This is a genomic window from Pannonibacter sp. SL95, assembly GCF_026672425.1.
Classification (GTDB): Bacteria; Pseudomonadota; Alphaproteobacteria; order Rhizobiales; family Stappiaceae; genus Pannonibacter.
Genome location: NZ_JAPPRC010000003.1, coordinates 135,001 through 155,046, shown reverse-complemented (window position 1 = coordinate 155,046; position 20,046 = coordinate 135,001). Strand labels below are relative to the sequence as shown.

Genomic DNA, 20,046 nt, shown 5'->3' with positions numbered 1-20,046 from the left:
AGCATAGGACTGACAGATGGACAAACTGACGAGTTTCCTGCGCGCAAACCGCGCGGGATCGGGGAAGGCCATGCCTTCCGTCTGCTCCGCGCATGAACATGTGCTGATGGCCGCGCTGATGATGGCGCAAAGCCATCAGCAGACGATCCTGATCGAGGCCACCAGCAACCAGGTGAACCAGTTCGGCGGCTACACGGGCATGGAGCCGATCGACTTTGCGAACTACATCGAGCTGATTGCCAAGTCGGTCGGAGTAGACATGGATCTGGTGATCCTGGGCGGCGACCATCTGGGCCCGCAGGTCTGGCGGTCCGAACCGGCGGATGTGGCGATGCGCCATGCGGCGGACATGATCCGCGACTATGTGAACGCCGGGTTCCGCAAGATCCATCTCGACTGTTCGGAAGGCTGTGCCGGCGAACCGGCACAGGTGGGCGACGCACTGGCCGCCGGCCGCGCCGCACAGCTGGCGAAGGTCTGCGAGGAGACCGCCCCGGGTCAGGTACTCTATGTCATCGGCACCGAAGTGCCACCCCCGGGCGGTGCCCGTGCCGACGAGCACGGCATCACGCCGACCTCACCGGAGCGGGCGAGGGCAACGCTGGAGGCACACCGGCAGGCCTTTTCCGCCTTGGGACTGGACTCCGCCTTTGCCCGTGTCCGGGGGCTGGTCGTGCAGCCCGGGCTGGAGTTCGCCCCCTCGCATATCGACCATTTCGACCGGATGCAGCCTGACCTTCTCAGCGCCGCGCTGGACGGCTATCCGGACCTCTGCTTCGAGGCGCATTCGACCGACTACCAGCGCAACGATGTCTATCCGGATCTCGCCCGCCGTCACTTCGGCATTCTGAAGGTGGGCCCGGCACTGACCTTTGCCTGGCGCGAGGCACTGTACGGCCTGTCGCATATCGACAGCTGGCTGCACGGCAAGCCGCATATCAGCCAGACCATGGAAAAGCTGATGCTGGCAAACCCGAAGCCGTGGCAAGGGCATTACCCCGATGACCGGGCGCTGCGCCACTTCGGCTATGCCGACCGCATCCGCTACTACTGGAACGAACCGAAGGCGCGGAAGGCGATCAACGCCATGCTCACGCGGCTGGCAGAGAGCAGCATCCCCGAGCCACTGCTGCATGCCTATATTCCGAAATTCACGGCGACCCTGGCCGGGATCATGACCCGGCGCGGCATCCCGTTGAGCAAGGCGATCCTGCTGGCGAGCGTGAAGCTGGCGCTGGAGCCATACATGGAAGACCGGACGAGCTGGCTGGAAGCGCAATGACACAGATGATTGCACCCGAGCTTGTCTACCTTGACGGCGACCTGCTGCGCGAGCAAGTCGTGGAGGTGACCGACGGCAGGGTTACCGCCGTGCGGCCCCGCCGCAGCGATGACGCGCGCCCGGATGCCGAGCCTTACCTGCTGCTGCCCGCCCTGACCGACCTGCAGGTGAACGGCGGTGGTGGGGTGATGCTGAACTCCGAACCGACGCCGGAGGGCATGGCTGCGATCATCGCCGCGCACCGTGGCCTCGGCACCGGCTGGATCCTGCCGACGGTGATCACCGATGCACCCGAGGTGCTGGCCCGAACGGTCGAGGCGGCGCTGGAGATGAAGGGCACGCCGGGCTTTCTCGGCCTGCACATCGAGGGCCCGCACATCGCCCCGGCGCGACGCGGCACGCACAAGGAAGCCTTCATCCGGCCGCTGGACGACACGACGATCCACCACTGCGAACGGCTGCGGGCGGCCGGTATTCCCGTGTTGCTGACCCTCGCACCGGAGCGCACGGCCCCCGAGACCATCACCCGGCTCGCCGACCTTGGCGTCATCGTTTCGGCCGGCCACACGGAGGCGGACGCCCCAACAACGGACAGGGCGCTGGCGGCGGGGCTTTCTGCCTTCACGCATCTCTTCAATGCCATGCCGCCGATGACCTCCCGCGCGCCGGGGATCGTGGCGGCGGCGATCCGCTCGCGCGCCCATGTCGGGCTCATCGCCGACGGCATCCATGTCGACTGGCGCATGGCCCAGATCGCCTGCGCCGCCCGTCCGGAGAAGAACCGGACCTTCCTCGTTTCGGACGCCATGGCGACCGTGGGCGGGCCTGATCATTTCACGATCTATGGCCAGGACATCTTCGTCCGCGACGGAGCACTGGTGAATGCGGAGGGCTCACTGGCCGGAGCGCATATCGACATGGTGACGAGCCTTGCCAACGCGCATCACCACATCGGCCTGCCGCTGGCCGAATCGATTGCCATGGCCACCGACGTGCCGCGCACGGCAATGAAACTGCCGCCGCTCGGCATCGCAACTGGCCTGCCGGCGGCCGACCTCCTCGCCCTCGACGCCTCATTGCAGCGTGTGAAGATCTGAGCCGGCGTCCCTCTTGCAAAAAGGCACGATGGACGCTGCGAAACCTCTTGCAACTTTGTCAGACATTGTTCAATCTTTGTCTGACAAAGAAGCTACCTCTTGGAGGAGCGCAAGGGAGGTTCGGACCGCGTGGCTGCAGCATCGCAAAAGGAGACGGGATCCCGTGCAGCGCTTGATGCGCTGATTACCTTGATCGAGGCGCGCGGCCTTGGCGTCGGCGACCGGCTCCCGCCGGAGCTGGATCTGGCCGCTGCCCTCGGCTGTGGCCGCTCGACCATCCGGGAAATCCTGAAAAGCTGGGAGAACCTCGGCCTCGTCTCGCGCAACAAGGGCGCGGGCACCCGGATTACGGCGGAGATTTCCAACCAGTCGCTGCTGCTGCCGGTGACGGTCAAGATCGAGGCCGACAGCCTCTACCGGACCCTTGAGGTGCGCCGGCCGCTGGAGATCGAGGCCGCCCGGCTCGCCTGCCTGCGCGGCACCGACGAGGATCGCAGCCACATCGCCCAGCGCGCCAACGAGCTGCTGGCCGACTATCACGCCGGCCTCGACTGGCGCCCGGCCGACCACCGGTTTCACGCCGCGATCCACGCCGCCAGCCACAACCCGCTGTTCGCCCAGATCATCCGCCAGGTCCACAAGGCCTTCGACACGCTCTACGAGGCCCCTTTCGGGCGGCCGCATCTGGGCCAGAGCAGCATCCCGATCCACCGGGACCTGGCCGATGCGGTGATCGCCGGTGACGCCGAGAAGTCCGAGGAAATCATGGCCGCCATTCTGGACATTACGCACGAAGAGGCCCGCCGGGTCGTGGAGGACGGGCAATGAGTGACGATTTCACAACCCTCGAAACCCTGTTCGCCGCCGCCCACACCGGCCCCGGCGGTTCCGTGACCCCGCCGATCGTGCAGACGTCGCTGTTCACCTTCGGCAGCTATGCCGAGTTCGAGAACCGCATGGCCGGGCTCAGCGACGATCCGCTCTACACACGGGTGCAGAACCCGACCGTCGCTGCCTTCGAGGAGATGATGGCCAAGGCGGAAGGCGGCGAGGCCGCCGTGGGCTTTGCCTCCGGCATGGGTGCGATCTCGGCAACGGTGCTTGCCTTCGTCAAGCCGGGCGACCGGATCGCCTGCGTCGAGCATGTCTATCCGGACGCCTACCGCCTGTTCGAGCGGCTGCTCCGGCCCTTCGGCGTCGACATCACCTATCATCCGGTAGCGGAGTTCGAGGACAACCCGGATCTCCTTCGCGGCGCGGCACTCGCCTATCTGGAGAGCCCGACCTCGGTGATGCTGCAGGCCATGAACCTGCCGAAGGTGGCGAGCCACGCCCGCAAGGCCGGCGTCCTGACGATGATCGACAATTCCTGGGCAACGCCGGTGTTCCAGCGCCCGATTGAGGTGGGCATCGACATCGTCGTCCACTCGGCGTCCAAATACATCGGCGGTCATTCCGACACCGTGGCCGGCGTCGTCATTGCCAGCAAGGCCAACATCGGCCGCATCCGCGACCTGACCTTGCCGCTGCTCGGCGCCAAGCTTGCCCCCTTCGAGGCCTTCCTGCTCTTGCGCGGGTTGCGCACCTTGCCAATCCGCATGCGCCAGCACCAGGCGGCGGCCAACCTCTTCGTCGATCGTCTGTCGGCACTGCCGCAGGTGCGGCGGGTCAATTCTCCCGGAGCCAATTCCGTGCCGGGCCTCGGCGGCCGCTCCGGGCTCCTTTCCATCGAGTTCGACGAGACGGTTGATATCCGCAAGCTCGCCGAGGGCCTGTCGCTGTTCCGCCTTGGCGTGTCCTGGGGCGGCTTCGAGAGCCTGATCCTGCCGGCCGGGATCAGCCTCGCCCAGTCGATGCCCTTCAATTCGATGCAGCGTTTCGGCGTGCCGCGCACCCTGGTGCGGCTCAGCCTCGGACTTGAGAACGAACAGGATCTTTGGGCCGATTTCCAGACGGCCCTGGAGAAGAGCGCCGCCTGAAGCGGCGCCAGATTGGGGAACTGGAGGACAATATGATGAAAAAGAGCGTGGGGCTCGCTGCCCTCGTCGGACTACTCATGTCCACTGCAGCCTATGCCGAGACCCTGAAACTGGTGGAAGTGATCACCAGCCCGGAGCGCACCGAAGTGCTGAAGGGCATGGTGGAAGAGTTCAAGAAGGCCAATCCCGGCACAGAGGTGGAGATCGTCTCGCTGCCCTGGGGCCAGGCCTTCGAGAAGCTGGCGACGATGGTGGCCGGTGGCGACATTCCCGATGTCGTCGAGATGCCGGACCGTTGGGCCGCGCTTTATGCCGGCTCCGGCCAGTTGATGAACCTCGAAGACAACATTGCCAAGTGGCAGTACGGCGGCAACCTGACCCAGAAGACGCTCGACATGGGCCGTCTTGCTGGCGGCAAGGCCTATATGCTGCCCTACGGCTTCTATCTGCGGGCGATGTTCTACAACAAGAAGCTGCTGGCAGAGGCCGGCGTCGCCAACCCGCCTGCCACGATGGAAGAGTTCATGGCCGCCTCGGCTGCGGTCTCCAAGCTGCCGGGCAAGTCGGGCTACTGCCTGCGCGGCGGTCCGGGCGGCCTCAACGGCTGGATCATGATGGCCGCCACCATGAACGGCACCAACGAGTTCTTCACCGCCGACGGCAAGAGCCGCATCAACGAGCCGGGCTCTGTCGCCGGAATCCAGTTCCTGATCGACATGTACCAGAAGGGCTATGCCCCGAAGGACTCCGTCAGCTGGGGCTTCAACGAGATCGTGGCCGGCTTCTACTCAGGCACCTGCGCCTTCCTGGACCAGGATCCGGACGCACTGATCGCCGTGCAGGAGCGCATGAAGCCGGAGGACTTTGCCGTCGCGCCGATGCCGCTCGGCCCCGCTGGCAAGGCCTTCCCGACCATCGGTTTCGCGGGCTGGTCAATCTTCAACACGACCAAGTCGCCGGACAAGGCCTGGGAGCTTGTTGCGACCCTGTCGGCCCCGGACGCCAATGCCACCTGGGCCAAGCGTGTCGGCGTCATTCCGATCCACAAGGGCGCGGAACAGGATCCGTTCTTCCGCACACCGCAGTTCGCAGGCTGGTTCGAGGAGCTGAACAGCGACAAGTACGTGCCGACGACCATGCCGACCTATCTGGAGCAGTTCGGATATTTCGCCGACTCCATCGCGCTGGAGACCAGCCAGCAGGCGCTGCTGGGTGAAAAGACCGCGCAGGCCGTGGCCGACGAATGGGCCGAATTCCTCACCGAGGAATACGGCAAGTGGAAGGCCAAGCAATGAGCGCCAGCGCGCGCCGCGTGCCCGGGGAAACCCGGGCACGCCCCAATTTCATCTGGCGCCACCTGATCGAGCCCTATCTCTACATCTCCCCGGCCCTCGTGCTGATCGCGCTGGTGATGGTGGTGCCGCTCGTCATCGGCCTATCCTATGCCTTCCAGTCGGTGGTGCTGCTGCGGCCCTCGGCCGGCGGCTGGGTGGGGCTCGCGAATTTCGCGCAGCTGTGGGGCGATGCCCGGTTCTGGCGGGCGCTCGGCAACACCTTCTGGTGGACCTTCGGCACGCTGGTGTTCCAGTTCGCCTTCGGGCTCGGGCTGGCGCTGCTGCTCAATACGCAGTTTGCCGGCAAAAGACTGGTGCAGGCGCTTGTGTTCCTACCCTGGGCCGTGCCGACCTTCCTCACGGCGCTGACGTGGTCGTGGCTGTTCAATCCGGTGATCGGTCCGCTGCCACACTGGCTGGCCGCGCTCGGCATCCTGTCGGAGCCCTTCAACATCCTCGGCGATCCGGCGCTGGCCATGTGGGGACCGATCACGGCCAATGTCTGGTTCGGCATTCCCTTCTTCGCCATCACGCTTCTGGCGGCGCTGCAGTCGATCCCCGGAGAGCTGTATGAAGCCGCCGAGATCGACGGGGCGACGCCCTGGCAGGCCTTCGTCAAGATCACCCTGCCGTTCCTCGCGCCGATGATCGCCATCACCGTGATGTTGCGCACCATCTGGATCGCCAATTTCGCGGACCTGATCTTCGTCATGACCGGCGGAGGCCCGGCCAACTCGACCCAGATCCTGTCGTCCTACATTTTCACCACGGCGTTCCGGAAGCTCGACTTCGGCTATGCATCGGCGCTGGCCATTGCCCTTTTGGGCCTGCTGCTCGCCTATGCCGTCGTGCTGCTGGCGCTGCGCCGCCGCTTCGTGAGGATCTGAGCCCATGGCCCGCCGCACAGCCTCGCCCCTCCTCTCGACTGCCAAGTATCTGGCCCTGGCCGCCTATCTCTTCCTTCGCGCTGTTTCCGCTCTACTGGCTGGTGAAGATCGCGATCACGCCGGACCAGCTGATCTTCACCGAAGGCACCCGGCTGTTCCCCTCGGAAACCAGCTTCGGCAACTTCGCCAAGGTCATCACCCAGACCGACTTCCTGGCTTATTTCGGCAACAGCCTGATCGTGTCGCTCGGCACTGCGGGCGTGACGACGCTGATCGCCGCCGGCGCCGGCTATGCCTTCTCGCGCTTCGACTTCGCCGGCAAGCGGGTGCTGGTGGGCATCATGCTGGTGACGCAGATGTTCCCGCTGCTGATGGTCATCGCGCCGATCTACAAGATGGTGGCGGCGCTTGGCATGCTGAACTCGCTGACCAGTCTCATCGTCGTCTACACCGCCTTCAACATCCCCTTCGCCACCTTTCTGATGCAGTCCTTCTTCGACGGCATCCCGCGGGATCTCGAAGAAGCGGCGATGATCGACGGCTGCACCCGGTTCCAGGCGCTCAGGCGGATCATCGTGCCGCTGACCCTGCCCGGGCTTGGCGCGACGCTCGGCTTCGTCTTTACCGCCGCCTGGAGTGAACTCCTGTTCGCGCTGATGCTGATCAACTCCAACGACGCGATGACCTTCCCGGTCGGGCTGCTCACCTTCGTGTCGAAGTTCTCCGTCGACTGGGGACAGATGATGGCCGCCGGCGTGCTGGCGCTGGTGCCCTCCTGCCTCTTCTTCATCTTCATCCAGCGCTACCTCGTGCAGGGCCTGACCTCAGGCGCCGTCAAGGGATAGGAGACGTCACATGGCCCGAATGGAACTGTCCTCTCTCGCCAAGCGCTATGGTCAGGTCGAGGTGCTGCGCGAGATTGACCTCACGATTGAGGACGGCGAGTTCGTCGTCCTTGTCGGCCCGTCGGGCTGTGGCAAGTCCACGCTGCTGCGGATGATCGCCGGGCTGGAGCCAATTTCCGGCGGCGAGCTGCGCATCGACGGCCGGCGCGTCAACGAAACGGCACCGCGCGACCGGGACATTGCCATGGTGTTCCAGTCCTATGCGCTCTACCCGCACATGGATGTGGCTCGGAATATGGGGTTCTCGCTGGAAATCCGCGGCAAGCCCGAGACCGAGCGGCGCCCGCGCGTCGCAGCGGCCGCATCGACCCTGTCGCTGGAGCCTCTGCTGGCGCGCCTGCCAAAGGCGCTCTCCGGTGGTCAGCGCCAGCGTGTCGCCATGGGCCGCGCCATCGTGCGCCAGCCCCGCGCTTTCCTGTTCGACGAGCCCCTGTCCAACCTCGATGCGGCCTTGCGCGTCGACATGCGGCTGGAAATCGCCCGGCTGCATAAGCGGCTGGCGGCGACGATGATCTATGTGACGCATGACCAGGTGGAAGCAATGACACTGGCGGACCGGATTGTGGTGTTGAACGGCGGCGACGTGCAGCAGGTCGGCTCTCCGCTCGATCTCTACGACCGGCCGGCCAACCGGTTCGTCGCCCAGTTCATCGGCTCGCCGACCATGAACATCCTGCCTGTCACGCTTGATGACCGGGGGCTGCCCCGTCTCGCCAACGGCGCCGCCGTGCCGCTCGAGGGCCTTGCCCCGGAGGGCGTTGCCGGGCGGATCGCCGAGATCGGGCTACGGCCCGAACATCTGGTGCCGGGCGCGGCCGAAGGCGCGCTGGTCAGCGGCACGGCAGATCTCGTCGAGCATCTGGGTTCGGACACAAATGTCTATGTCCGGACAGAGGACTACGGGACTTTGGTGTTGCGCGTGCATGGCCACCACCCGGTGCGCTCCGGTGACGCCTTGCATCTGCACGCAAGACCCGGCGCCGTGCATGCCTTTGACCGAGATGGCCTGGCCTTGCCGCGCCGGAGCCGCTGAGGCAGCAGCCCAGGTCCGACGCGTGGAAAACCCTGCATCGAGATGCAGGTGTCGACGCGGATCGCGAGGACGACACCGAAGCCAGGGAATGAAATCCCGACCCCAAATATAATTCCGCGGCGGATCCAGCTGCCGGTACCGGGGACATCGGCCTCTCACGTCAGGAGGCCGATGCACTCGGCTTTATTTTGGTCAGGCGTGCTCCACTGCCGCCGGGCTCAGGAGGTCCGTACCATTGTTTGACCGGACACCGTCAAAAACTGCACGTTCAGTCAAGTTTCAACCTATTCAAGTTACTTGAATTTAAATTCATGCATCTTTACCGTGCGGGATGTACCTGCCGCGGCGCTCGCTCGTCAGGTGCTGGGGGAGGGTTACGGACATGGCGCGCCATCGCTTGCTCACGCGCGTTGCACCGCACGTTCCCTCATCGGAGGGGAAGTGATTTCGTGCGTCAAAAAGCGGAGGGAGCCACATCATGAAGACTACACGGCGACAATTTCTTGCGGGTACGGCAGCCGTCGGCGTCGCGGGAGCCATCGGCGCGCCCAACCTGTTCTCGCAGGCCTTTGCACAGGCCTCCAACACGCTGGTCTTCGCGGCCGCCGGCACGGTGACGGGCTCGTGGACCCGAGCTCGCACACGGTCGCGCCGCAGATCACGGCGGAAGGCTTCCTGTTCGGCCGGCTGACCCGCTGCCCAATGACGCCCGCGAACCCGGGCGAAATCCTGCCCGACCTCGCGGTGTCGTGGAGCCAGATCGACGCGCACACGCTCGAGTACAAGCTGCGCGCCGGTGTCACCTTCCATGACGGCCAGCCGTTCACCGCAAGGGACGTGAAGGCGACCTACGAATACGCCTCCGACCCGAGCCGCCCGGCTTCGGCCTGGTATCCGGGCCGCGTCGATGTCGAGGTCGTCGACGATCTCACAGTGCGACTGTCCACCAAGGCGCACGGCTACCCTGCCCTGAACTTCTGGTATGTGTCCTCGTTCCTGCCGATCCTGTGTGCGGACGACGTCGCCAACCCGGAGAAGCTGAAGCAGCGCCCGAACGGCACCGGCCCGTTCAAGTATGTCAGCACCACCGGCGACCAGATCAACTTCCAGGCCTTCGACGGCTATCACGGCGGCAAGCCGGCGATCGAGAACCTGGTCTGGGCCTATGTGCCGGACGCCAACACCCGGGTGCTCGGCCTGCTGAACGGCCAGTACCACCTGACCGAACGCCTCGAGCCCGAGCAGTATGTCTCGCTGTCGAAGGAAGCCGGCATCAAGACCGACCGCTCGCTGTCCAGCGAGAACAAGTACCTGCACTTCCGCTGCAACAAGCCGCCGTTCGACGATGTGCGCGTACGCCTCGCCGCCTTCCACTCGATCGACAGGGATCAGGTTCTCGCCATCGTCGGCGAGGCAGGCCAGGCGTCCAACTGCCATCTTTCGCCGGTGAAGTTCGGCTTCACCGACGTCGAGGGCTACCCGGAATACAATCCGGAGAAGGCGCAGGCGCTGCTGGCCGAAGCCGGCTACCCGAACGGCCAGGGCCTGCCGGAAATCGAGTACATCACCTCGGTTGGCTTCTATCCGAAGACGCGCGAATACGGCGAGCTCATCTCGGCGATGCTGCAGGAGCAGGGCTTCCCCGTGAAGCTCACCACGCTGGAACCCGCCGCCTGGGAAGAGCAGCTCTACCGCCGCGCCGACGGCCAGGGCCCAGGCCATATCGTCGATGTCGGTTGGCTCACCGGCTCGCCCGAACCTGATCTGGTGTTGCGCCCGAACTACCATTCGAGTTTCGCGCTGATCAACGGCATCAATGATGCCGAAATTGACGCCTCGCTCGACAAGGAGCGCAACGCCCTGACGCAAGAAGAGCGCCTGAAGGTGCTGCAGAGCGAAACGCTGCCGCTGATCGCCGCCAAGGCGCCGAGCATCTCCCTGTTCTCGAGCGTGTTCCTGCGCGCCATGAGCAGCAAGCTCGACGGCGTGACGTTCTTCCCGAACGGGCCGGTCGACCTGAGCAAGGCGACCCTCTCCTGAGCCTGTCTCTCGCCAGACAGCGGACTGCCGGCCGGATCATCCGGCCGGCAGCACACCCCGTCGTGTCCGTTTCAGGCCCCGGCCCTGCCAGGAATCCCGTCTATGGCATTTGCAATCGAGTTCTTCGTCAGGCGCCTGAGCCAGGGACTGCTGATCGTCCTGCTCGTTGCCTTCGTCATCTTCACGCTGCTGCGCATCGCGCCAGGTGACCCGATCCGCATCATTCTCGGACCGATGGCGACGGCGACGGCCATGGAGGAGACGGCGCGCGAACTTGGCCTGCGCGACCCCATTCCCGTGCAGTTCGGCCGCTTCATCGTGCAGGTCGCCAGCGGCGACTTCGGCCACTCCTTCATTCGCGGCAAGCAGGGCGGGGCGAGCGGCGGCTCTCAGGACGGCGCGCCGGACCTGTCGCAGCGCGCCCCGGTGATGGACCTCATCCTCACCGCCTTGCCCTACACGCTGATCCTCGCCAGCCTCGGCCTGATCTTCGCCTTCCTGATCGCCATCCCGATCGGGCTCGCCGCCGGCCTCAATGCCGGACGTTGGCAACAGAAGCTCGGGCTCTACATCTCGTCCTTCTTCGTCTCGCTGCCCAACATCTGGGTCGGCGTGGTGCTGATCTACCTGCTGTCGGCGAAATCCGGGCTGCTGCCGGCCATCGGCTATCGCGGCATCGCCTATGCGATCATCCCGGCCATCGTCGTGGCGATCGAGATGTCCCCGGTCCTGATCCGCGCCATCGCCGTGTCGATCGCCGCGAACGTGCAGGAAGGCTATTTCAACGTCGGCCAGGTGCGCGGCATCCCGCGCAACAAGATGATCTACCGGCACGTGGTCCGCAATGCAGCCGTGCCGCTTCTCAATGTCTTCAGCGCGCAGATGATCGGCATGCTGCTCGGCGGCCTGTTCGTGGTCGAATACATCTTCTCGTTCCCGGGCATCGGGCTGCTGACCATCAACGCCGTGTTCCAGCGGGATTTCCCGATCATCCAGGCGGTTGCCATCCTCGCCAGCGCCGTCCTGGTGCTGATCAACATCCTCGTCGACTTCGCCTCGACGACGATCGACCGCCGCCTGAAGTTCTGAGGACCCCGGATGACTGACATCGCTCTCTCTGCCCGGCCCCGCAGCCGTTCGGTCGCCCACCGCATCCTTGCCGGCGCCTGGGCGACGACCGAGATGAAGGTGGCCTTCTTCATCTTCGCAGCCCTCGCCGTGCTGACAGTGGTCGCCCCGTTCGTCATCGACGCGTCGGCCACGAAGATCACGGTGGCCGACCGCTTCCTGCCGCCGATCTTCATGGAGGGCGGGCGCTATCCCTATCTGCTCGGCACCGACCAACTCGGCCGCGACCTGCTGCTGCGCTCGCTGATCGGCCTGCGCAACGCCTTCGCCATCGGCATCGTCTCGGTGGTCGTCATGTTCGTGATCGGCTGCGCCATCGGCATCTACTCCGGCTATCGCGGCGGCTGGGTCGATGTCGTGCTGATGCGCATCACCGACGTGCAGATGTCGATCCCGGTGGTCATCCTCGCCATCACCATCCTCGGCATGTCGCGGCCGAACGCCTTCACGGTGATCGCCGTTCTGGTGCTTGCCAGCTGGCCTGCCTACGCCCGTGTCGCGCGCTCGGTCACGCTCGCCGAGCGTCAGAAGGAGTATGTGCGCGCGGCGAAGATCCTCGGCGCATCGGACCTGCGGATCATGGCGCTGCACATTGCCCCGTCGATCCTGCCGTCGATTGCCTTCGTTGCCGTGCTGGACATCGCGCGGATGATGATCTTCGAGGCGATCTTCGGCTTCATCGGCATCGGCATCCAGCCGCCGACGCCTACCTTCGGCACGATCATCTCGGCCGGCACCCAGTATCTGCTCAACGCCTGGTGGATCACCATCGTGCCGGGCTTCCTGCTCGCCCTCGCCCTCACCAGCCTCAACCTGATGGGCGGCGTGCTCGAGCGCTCACGCAACCTCGTGCTCCAGGGGCAACTGTGATGGCGACCGAACCAATCATGCGGGTGGAGAACCTGTCGGTCGTGCTCGACAGCGCGGCCGGATCCCGCCCGATCCTCTCCGATGTCAGCTTCGACGTGGCGCCGCGCTCCGTGCTCGGCATCATCGGCGAAAGCGGCTCGGGCAAGACGGTGCTCTCGAATGCGCTTATCAACTGGATCCACAAGCCGCTGCGGCTCACTGGCGGCCGTGTCCTCTATCAGGGCCGCGACCTTCTCGCCCTGCCGGAACAGGCGATGGCGAATCTGCGCGGCCGCGAGATCGCCTATATCGGCGCGAACCCGACCATCGCGCTCGACCCGACACTTCCGGTCGGTCACCAGATCGTCGAGAAACTCAAGGAAGTCGAGCCCGGCATCTCCGAGGCGAATGCCCGCAAGCGCGTCATCGACACGCTCGATGCGGTGCGCATCCCCTCGGCTGTTCGCCGGTTCGACGAGTACCCGTTCCAGTTCTCCGGCGGCATGATGCAGCGGGCGATGATCGTCGACGCGCTGGTGTCCAATCCGAAGCTCCTGATCGCCGACAACATCACCCAGCCGCTGGACGTCACGGTGGCGGCCCAGATCATCCGGCTGCTGCGCGACCTGCAGAGCGCCTTCGAAACGTCGATCGTCTTCATCTCCTCGTCGCTCGGCGTCGTTACCGACACGGCCGACGATGTCATCGTCATCAATGCCGGCCGCATCGTCGAACGGCAGCCGGCAGCGCGCCTCACGGCCGCGCCCGAGCATGCCTATACCCGTGAGCTGATCGCCAAGGTGCCCCGGCTCTGGGCCGAGGCTGAAACCCCGGAACCGAGCCCGGCCAACGACATCGTGCTGGAAGTGCGCGACGTCGAGCGCACCTATGTCGTGCGCGACCGCACCCGGCTCTTCGGCGAGAACCGCGTGCGCGCCGTGCGCGGCGTCAGCTTCGATGTGCGGCGCGGCGAGAGCTTCGGCCTGATCGGGGAATCGGGCTGCGGCAAGTCCACCCTGTCCCGGCTCCTGTCCTCCATCGAGCAGCCGGACAAGGGCTCGATCAAGGTCGAGGGCCGCGACATTGCCGGGCTGAAGGGCACGCCGCTGCTGGCGATGCGGCGGCGGTTCCAGCTGCTGTTGCAGGACCCCTACAACGCCATCCCCGCCCATGCCTCGATCGGCCGCACCATCGAGGAGCCATTGCGCATCCACGGGCTGGCGCGCGGCGCGGCGCTGAAACAGCGCGTGCGCGACGTGATGACCGAAGTGGGACTGTCACCGGATCTCTATGACAACTTGCCGGTGGGGCTTTCGGCCGGCCAGCGCCAGCGCATCAACATTGCCCGCGCCCTGATCCTGGAACCAAGCCTCATGATCCTGGACGAGACGCTGTCGGCGCTCGACCAGGTGGAGCAGGCGCGGCTTCTCGCCCTGTTCGAGACACTGCAGAAGCGCCACGGCATCACCTATCTCTACATCTCGCATGATCTTGCCATGGTGCGCCGCGTCTGTGCCCGCATCGGCGTGATGTATCTCGGCCGCATCGTCGAGCTTGCCGACAATCACACGATCTTCGAGAACCCCGCCCATCCCTATACCCGCACGTTGCTGAGCTCCGTCCTGACGGTCGAGCCCAAGCCTTTCCTGCCGGAGACCTACCTGATGGAAGGCGAGCCGCCGGATCCGATCCATATCCCGGCCGGCTGCACGTTCCGCACGCGGTGCCCGTTCGCCTCCGCCCGCTGTGCGACCGAGGACCCGCATCTTCTTGCCACTGCGGAGGGCAACGGGGCGGCCTGCCATCTCGAGCCCGGTCACCTGCCGCCGTCTTCCCTGCTGCCCGCCCCTGCCGGCCGCGCCGCCGCCTGCCTCGAGACGTGACCATGACCCGAGAAATCCCGGATCCGACCCGCTTCCTCACCGAGCGACTCCCGATCTACCGGGACTGGCGCCAGCATCTGCACCGCCACCCGGAGACGGCCTTCGCAGAGCATGAGACCGCCGCCTTCGTTGCCGGACGGTTGCGCGACATGGGGCTTGAGGTGGCCGAGGGCCTGGCGGGCACCGGCCTTGTCGCCACGCTGCGGGGCACAGGGCCGGGCCGCACGATCGGCCTGCGCGCCGATATGGACGCGCTGCCGATCCCCGAGACGGGCATCCTGCACTGGCGGTCGCTCCGACCCGGGGTCTCGCATGCCTGCGGCCATGACGGCCACATGACGATGCTTTTGGCCGCCGCCGATTATCTGAGCCGCCAGGCAGATCTGGCCGGCACCATCCATTTCGTGTTCCAGCCGGCGGAAGAGGCGGCGGGCGGCGGGCAGAAGATGGTCGAGGACGGCCTTTTTGACCGGTATCCGATGGACAGCATCTTTGGGCTGCACAACTGGCCGGGCCTGCCGCTGGGCCAGGTCGCCGTCCGGCCGGGTGCCATGATGGCGGCGATGGACCTGTTTTCCTTCCGGATCAGGGCGCGGGGCGTGCATGCAGCGATGCCGCATCTCGGCACGGATTCCATCGTCGCGGCCGGCGCGCTGGCCGGAAGCCTGCAGAACATCGTCTCGCGCGCCATCGACCCGCACCATCCGCTTGTGCTGTCGCTGACCCAGATCCATGGCGGCCAGTCGCTCAATGCCCTGCCCGACCAGGTCGACCTGCAGGGAACGCTGCGCTACTTCGATGACGCAGCCGGTGCCATTGCCCACCGGCGCATGCGCGAGATCGCCGAGGGCATCGCCCGCAGCCACGACGTGGCCATCGATCTCGACATCAAGCCGGCCTATCCGGTGACGCTGAACGAGACAACCGCCACGGCGACGATGGTCAGGGCCGCCCGGCGGCTGCCAGGTGGTCTGGACATTGTCGAGCAGTTCACCCCGAGCACGGCGTCGGAAGACTTCGCCTTCATGCTGCAGGCCCGGCCCGGCGCCTATGCCTGGATCGGCAACGGCCGCGACACGGCGCTGCACAATCCCGACTTCGACTTCAACGACGACCTGATCCCGATCGGCGCACGCTACTGGATCGAGGTCGCCAGCGAGGCACTGGACGCCCCCGGCGCCAGCGCGCGCGCCTGACACAACCCGGTTCAAGGAGACAGGACATGAGACTTTCCGGCAAGCGAGCCCTCCTCATCGGTGCAGCGACCGGCATCGGCCGGGCTGCGGCCATCGAGTTTGCCCGCAATGGCGCAAGCCAGGTGATCGCAGACATCAATAAGGATGCAGCAGAAGCCTGCGCGGCGCTGTGCCGCGAGGCCGGCGGCGCGGCAATCGCGCTCCAGTGCGACGTCCGCGACGAGGCGTCGGTGCAGTCGGTCGTCGAGACGGCTGAAGCGACACTCGGCGGGCTCGACACGTTGGTCTACCTGGCCGGCCTGCAGCGCACCGGGCTGATCGAACAGTTCGATGCCGAGACCTGGGACGCGATCTTCGACGTCAATGCCCGCGGCACGTTCTTTGCCGCCAAATATGCAGGTCCGGCGATCGCGCGGGCGGGGGGGGGTGCCATCATAACCACCTCGTCGCTGGCTGGTCTGCGCGGCGCTGCCGGTATGGCATCCTATGCCGCAGCCAAGGGCGCGGTGATCGCCTTCACCGTGGCCCTTGCCCAGGAGCTGGCCCCGCACAACATCCGCGTCAACTCGGTGCTGCCGGGCTGGATCGACACGCCGTTCAACGCCCCTGCAATCGACCTGATGGGCGGTGTCGAGGCCCATGCCGAGATCGTGCGCCGCGTCGTGCCGCTCGGCCGGCAGGGCACGCCGGAAGATGTGGCACCGATCTATGTGTTCCTCGCATCGGAGGAAGCGCGCTATATCACGGCAAAATCGATGATGGTCGATGGCGGCATGGCGCACTGACGCGGCAACATGCCGGGGGATAGTGGCATCTGCCTCGCGTTGCGGCAGTTGCGCCCCCGAACGCATCTGCGCTTATATCGCCGCCTGTGGCAGCCTGGGGGGATACTCCCTCGGCCCGCCGCGCAGTGTGGAGGCGGCGCATCGGCGCGCCGGACATCATCTCCGTAAGGGGACATGAGAATGACACGAAGCAAGGCTGCTTCAGCGGTGGATCTCGGCGACGCGCGCCGCAATCTGGGCATCAAGCTCAAGCTAGCGCGCCAGACCAAGGGCTTTACCCTGAAGGAGCTTGCCGAGCGCGGCGACTGTTCAGAGAGCCTGCTCTCGAAGATCGAAAACGGCAAGGTGATGCCGTCGTTGCCGCTTGTGCATCGGCTCGTGCACGCGCTGGAGACCAACATTTCCTGGCTGTTCGAGGAGCAGGGACCGCAGGACAACGTGGTGTTCCGCAAGGGCGAGCGCCCGTTCATCTCGCTGGAAAAGAGCAACGGACGCACCAGCGGCGTCATGCTTGAGCGCATCATTCCCTACAAGGAAGGCCATCTTCTGCAATGCAATATCCACCATCTTGAGGTGGGCGGCCGTTCTGGCGGGTCGATCACGCATGAAGGCGAGGAAGTTGGGTATGTGATTGCGGGGCAGGTTGCGCTCGATCTCAACGACCAGACCTATGCGCTCGAGGCCGGTGACGGGTTCTGCTTCCGCTCGAATATCCCGCATTCCTACCGCAACATCGGCAGCGAACCGGCGAGCATCCTGTGGGTCTGCACACCACCGACCTTCTAGAGTCAGCGTCGGTCCTAGATTGAAGCCGATGGGGGCATTCGCCACCGTGTGTCTGGCGGGGTTGGTCCGGTCGGCTTGAGTGGCTGTTTCTATACACTCCCCCGTTCTTGGCCCCCGTATCTTGGGTCTTTGCCCAGCACATCCTGCTCACCGAGTTTCTCCTGTCGACTGGTTTTCGGCGGGAGTTGATGCGGGAATGGGGACAGATTCAAGGAGGAGATGTATCTGGCAAGGGTCGATTGGTTATCCGGCGTGAGGAGTAGTCAGGGCTCGGGCAACTCACTCCTGCGACGCTCTGCCAAATGTTCCCGTTTTGTTCCTGCGCAGGCGCATTTTAATGCGCGACGAGCGTTTTTTTCTTTGGCTGATTTGGTTGCGGGGGCAGGATTTGAACCTGCGGCCTTCAGGTTATGAGCCTGACGAGCTACCGGGCTGCTCCACCCCGCGTTGAGGTGTTTGGCGGATTTTCCGCGGGTGTTATGTCTTGAGTGTTGAGAGGTTTGTCTGGACTTTGCAGGCCTGGCGGCGACCTACTCTCCCGCGTCTTGAGACGAAGTACCATTGGCGCTGGGGGGTTTCACGGCCGAGTTCGGGAAGGGATCGGGTGGGGGCCCCCCGCTGGGGCCACCAGGCCGGCGAAGTGCAGACAGATGAGGAACTGGTCTTTTTGCCTTTTGAGGCATCGATGATTTTGGCGCATTTCCCTGACTATCGAGGGACTTGACGGACCGAAGGTCCGCAAGCGCGACGCGCGCCGGCCACGTTTGGCCGCCCTCGCGGAGGGCAGCGCCCGTGAGCGCTTTAGAATGGAATGGACATTGATTAATGAGAGTGATCAAGCCGAACGAGCTATTAGTAAGGCTCAGCTTCACGCGTTGCCGCGCTTCCACATGCCTCCTATCGACGTGGTGGTCTACCACGGCTCTTCAGGGAGAACTTGTTTTGAGGTTAGTTTCCCGCTTAGATGCTTTCAGCGGTTATCTATTCCGAACATAGCTACCCTGCACTGCGGCTGGCGCCACAACAGGTCCACCAGAGGTTCGTCCATCCCGGTCCTCTCGTACTAGGGACAGATCCTCTCAATTCTCCTACACCCACGGCAGATAGGGACCGAACTGTCTCGCGACGTTCTGAACCCAACTCACGTACCGCTTTAAATGGCGAACAGCCATACCCTTGGGACCTGCTCCAGCCCCAGGATGCGATGAGTCGACATCGAGGTGCCAAACAACCCCGTCGATATGGACTCTTGGGGGTCATCAGCCTGTTATCCCCGGCGTACCTTTTATCCGTTGAGCGATGGCCCTTCCACGAGGGACCACCGGATCACTATGGCCGACTTTCGTCTCTGCTCGACTTGTCAGTCTCGCAGTCAGGCAGGCTTATGCCATTGCACTCGACGACCGATTTCCGACCGGTCTGAGCCCACCTTCGCGCGCCTCCGTTACCATTTGGGAGGCGACCGCCCCAGTCAAACTACCCGCCACACACGGTCCCGGATGCTGTTACATCGCGGTTAGATATCCATGACGACAAGGGTGGTATTTCAAGGATGACTCCACGAGAGCTGGCGCCCTCGCTTCAACGTCTACCACCTATCCTACACATGTCGACACGAATACCAGTGTGAAGCTGTAGTAAAGGTGCACGGGGTCTTTCCGTCTGACCGCAGGAACCCCGCATCTTCACGGGGAATTCAATTTCACTGAGCCTATGCTGGAGACAGCGGGGAAGTCGTTACGCCATTCGTGCAGGTCGGAACTTACCCGACAAGGAATTTCGCTACCTTAGGACCGTTATAGTTACGGCCGCCGTTTACCGGGGCTTCAATTCGGAGCTTGCACACCTCCTCTTAACCTTCCGGCACCGGGCAGGCGTCAGACCCTATACGTCGTCTTGCGACTTCGCAGAGCCCTGTGTTTTTGATAAACAGTCGCCACCCCCTAGTCTGTGCCCCTCCTGGCTGGTTGCCCAACCAGAAGGCTCCCTTCTCGCGAACTTACGGGAGCAATTTGCCGAGTTCCTTCAGCATAGTTCTCTCAAGCGCCTTGGTATGCTCTACCTGTCCACCTGTGTCGGTTTAGGGTACGGTCTATACGCGGGGGCTATTTCCCGGGACACCTTCACCGCATCCCCAATCCAGTAAGGGGATACGATACACGGCATCCGTCACCACCCGCAGGCTGCAGAATATTAACTGCATTCCCATCGACTACGCCTTTCGGCCTCGCCTTAGGGGCCGGCTAACCCTGCTCCGATTAACGTTGAGCAGGAACCCTTGGACTTTCGGCGAGCGGGTCTCTCACCCGCTTTGTCGTTACTCATGTCAGCATTCGCACTTCCGATACCTCCAGGAGCCCTCACGGGTCTCCCTTCACTGGCTTACGGAACGCTCCGCTACCGCGCACTTACGTGCACCCGCAGTTTCGGCACATGGCTTGAGCCCCGTTACATTTTCGGCGCGGAACCCCTTATTTAGACCAGTGAGCTGTTACGCTTTCTTTAAATGATGGCTGCTTCTAAGCCAACATCCTGGTTGTTTTGGGAGTTCTACATCCTTTCCCACTTAGCCATGATTTGGGGGCCTTAACTGGCGGTCAGGGTTGTTTCCCTTTTCACAATGGACGTTAGCACCCACTGTGTGTCTGCCGACTAGTACTCCTCGGTATTCGGAGTTTGGTTAGGATCAGTAAGACGGTAAGTCCCCATAGCCCATCCAGTGCTCTACCCCCGAGGGTATTCGGTCGACGCTCTACCTAAATAGATTTCGCGGAGAACCAGCTATTTCCGAGTTTGATTGGCCTTTCACCCCTAGCCACAACTCATCCCCGACTTTTTCAACAGGCGTGGGTTCGGTCCTCC

General features: G+C 64.3%; 13 protein-coding genes, 1 tRNA gene, 2 rRNA genes and 2 pseudogenes (1 of these 18 only partly in view). 15 read left to right on the top strand and 3 right to left on the bottom strand.

Annotated features, from left to right (window positions below; translation table 11 throughout):
• Positions 1-16: 16 nt before the first annotated feature.
• From OVA12_RS01330 to OVA12_RS01255, 15 genes and pseudogenes are all read left to right on the top strand, one after another.
• Positions 17-1,282, top strand: a complete 1,266-nt coding sequence (locus OVA12_RS01330; protein ID WP_268133831.1) for a class II D-tagatose-bisphosphate aldolase, non-catalytic subunit — start codon at positions 17-19, stop codon at positions 1,280-1,282.
• Entirely contained in the window at positions 1,279-2,379 is a 1,101-nt protein-coding gene (locus OVA12_RS01325; protein ID WP_268133830.1) for an N-acetylglucosamine-6-phosphate deacetylase, read from the top strand. Before OVA12_RS01330 ends, OVA12_RS01325 begins: the two co-directional genes overlap by 4 nt.
• Positions 2,380-2,508: 129 nt before the next feature.
• Positions 2,509-3,207 carry a FadR/GntR family transcriptional regulator gene (locus OVA12_RS01320; protein ID WP_268133829.1) on the top strand — a complete coding sequence of 233 codons (699 nt, stop codon included), beginning with the start codon at positions 2,509-2,511 and terminating at the stop codon, positions 3,205-3,207.
• On the top strand, positions 3,204-4,358 hold the full coding sequence (locus tag OVA12_RS01315) for a PLP-dependent transferase (RefSeq protein ID WP_268133828.1): 1,155 nt from the start codon (positions 3,204-3,206) through the stop codon (positions 4,356-4,358). Before OVA12_RS01320 ends, OVA12_RS01315 begins: the two co-directional genes overlap by 4 nt.
• Before the next feature lie 35 nt (positions 4,359-4,393).
• A complete protein-coding gene (locus tag OVA12_RS01310) occupies positions 4,394-5,653 on the top strand; it encodes an ABC transporter substrate-binding protein (protein ID WP_268133827.1) in 1,260 nt (419 codons plus the stop codon).
• Positions 5,650-6,579, top strand: a complete 930-nt coding sequence (locus tag OVA12_RS01305) for a carbohydrate ABC transporter permease (protein ID WP_268133826.1) — start codon at positions 5,650-5,652, stop codon at positions 6,577-6,579. Before OVA12_RS01310 ends, OVA12_RS01305 begins: the two co-directional genes overlap by 4 nt.
• A 4-nt stretch (positions 6,580-6,583) precedes the next feature.
• Positions 6,584-7,424, top strand: a pseudogene (locus OVA12_RS01300) (carbohydrate ABC transporter permease).
• A gap of 10 nt (positions 7,425-7,434) precedes the next feature.
• On the top strand, positions 7,435-8,517 hold the full coding sequence (locus OVA12_RS01295) for an ABC transporter ATP-binding protein (protein WP_326493877.1): 1,083 nt from the start codon (positions 7,435-7,437) through the stop codon (positions 8,515-8,517).
• A 478-nt stretch (positions 8,518-8,995) separates the two neighbouring features.
• A pseudogene (locus OVA12_RS01285) lies at positions 8,996-10,557 on the top strand (ABC transporter substrate-binding protein).
• A gap of 102 nt (positions 10,558-10,659) precedes the next feature.
• Positions 10,660-11,646 (top strand): ABC transporter permease, encoded by a 987-nt coding sequence (locus OVA12_RS01280; protein ID WP_268133823.1) that lies wholly within the window; start codon positions 10,660-10,662, stop codon positions 11,644-11,646.
• 9 nt (positions 11,647-11,655) lie between these two features.
• Positions 11,656-12,555, top strand: a complete 900-nt coding sequence (locus OVA12_RS01275) for an ABC transporter permease (RefSeq protein WP_268133822.1) — start codon at positions 11,656-11,658, stop codon at positions 12,553-12,555.
• Positions 12,555-14,417, top strand: coding sequence for a dipeptide ABC transporter ATP-binding protein (locus OVA12_RS01270; RefSeq protein ID WP_268133821.1), 1,863 nt, complete (start codon positions 12,555-12,557; stop codon positions 14,415-14,417). The genes OVA12_RS01275 and OVA12_RS01270 overlap by 1 nt, the downstream gene beginning before the upstream one ends.
• A 2-nt stretch (positions 14,418-14,419) precedes the next feature.
• The gene (locus OVA12_RS01265; RefSeq protein WP_268133820.1) at positions 14,420-15,613 is read left to right on the top strand and encodes a M20 aminoacylase family protein; all 1,194 of its coding nucleotides are present in this window, start codon (positions 14,420-14,422) and stop codon (positions 15,611-15,613) included.
• Between the two features lie 26 nt (positions 15,614-15,639).
• Positions 15,640-16,398: an SDR family NAD(P)-dependent oxidoreductase gene (locus OVA12_RS01260; RefSeq protein WP_268133819.1), complete on the top strand. Its 759-nt coding sequence runs from the start codon at positions 15,640-15,642 to the stop codon at positions 16,396-16,398.
• 180 nt (positions 16,399-16,578) lie between these two features.
• The gene (locus tag OVA12_RS01255; protein WP_268133818.1) at positions 16,579-17,184 is read left to right on the top strand and encodes a cupin domain-containing protein; all 606 of its coding nucleotides are present in this window, start codon (positions 16,579-16,581) and stop codon (positions 17,182-17,184) included.
• Positions 17,185-17,554: 370 nt separating this feature from the next.
• Here the strand turns inward: OVA12_RS01255 and OVA12_RS01250 are convergent.
• The 3 genes from OVA12_RS01250 to OVA12_RS01240 all read right to left on the bottom strand — a co-directional run.
• Positions 17,555-17,631, bottom strand: a tRNA-Met gene (locus tag OVA12_RS01250).
• Between the two features lie 70 nt (positions 17,632-17,701).
• Positions 17,702-17,816 (bottom strand): 5S ribosomal RNA (gene rrf, locus OVA12_RS01245).
• 199 nt (positions 17,817-18,015) lie between these two features.
• Positions 18,016-20,046: ribosomal RNA gene (locus OVA12_RS01240) — 23S ribosomal RNA — on the bottom strand; it runs 690 nt beyond the window's last position.

Coding starts and splice junctions, on each gene's coding strand:
- OVA12_RS01295 (WP_326493877.1), top strand. CDS start 7,435: ATGGCCCGAATGGAACTGTCCTCTCTCGCCAAGCGCTATGGTCAGGTC.
- OVA12_RS01330 (WP_268133831.1), top strand. CDS start 17: ATGGACAAACTGACGAGTTTCCTGCGCGCAAACCGCGCGGGATCGGGG.
- OVA12_RS01265 (WP_268133820.1), top strand. CDS start 14,420: ATGACCCGAGAAATCCCGGATCCGACCCGCTTCCTCACCGAGCGACTC.
- OVA12_RS01310 (WP_268133827.1), top strand. CDS start 4,394: ATGAAAAAGAGCGTGGGGCTCGCTGCCCTCGTCGGACTACTCATGTCC.
- OVA12_RS01260 (WP_268133819.1), top strand. CDS start 15,640: ATGAGACTTTCCGGCAAGCGAGCCCTCCTCATCGGTGCAGCGACCGGC.
- OVA12_RS01255 (WP_268133818.1), top strand. CDS start 16,579: ATGACACGAAGCAAGGCTGCTTCAGCGGTGGATCTCGGCGACGCGCGC.
- OVA12_RS01305 (WP_268133826.1), top strand. CDS start 5,650: ATGAGCGCCAGCGCGCGCCGCGTGCCCGGGGAAACCCGGGCACGCCCC.
- OVA12_RS01325 (WP_268133830.1), top strand. CDS start 1,279: ATGACACAGATGATTGCACCCGAGCTTGTCTACCTTGACGGCGACCTG.
- OVA12_RS01280 (WP_268133823.1), top strand. CDS start 10,660: ATGGCATTTGCAATCGAGTTCTTCGTCAGGCGCCTGAGCCAGGGACTG.
- OVA12_RS01275 (WP_268133822.1), top strand. CDS start 11,656: ATGACTGACATCGCTCTCTCTGCCCGGCCCCGCAGCCGTTCGGTCGCC.
- OVA12_RS01270 (WP_268133821.1), top strand. CDS start 12,555: ATGGCGACCGAACCAATCATGCGGGTGGAGAACCTGTCGGTCGTGCTC.
- OVA12_RS01315 (WP_268133828.1), top strand. CDS start 3,204: ATGAGTGACGATTTCACAACCCTCGAAACCCTGTTCGCCGCCGCCCAC.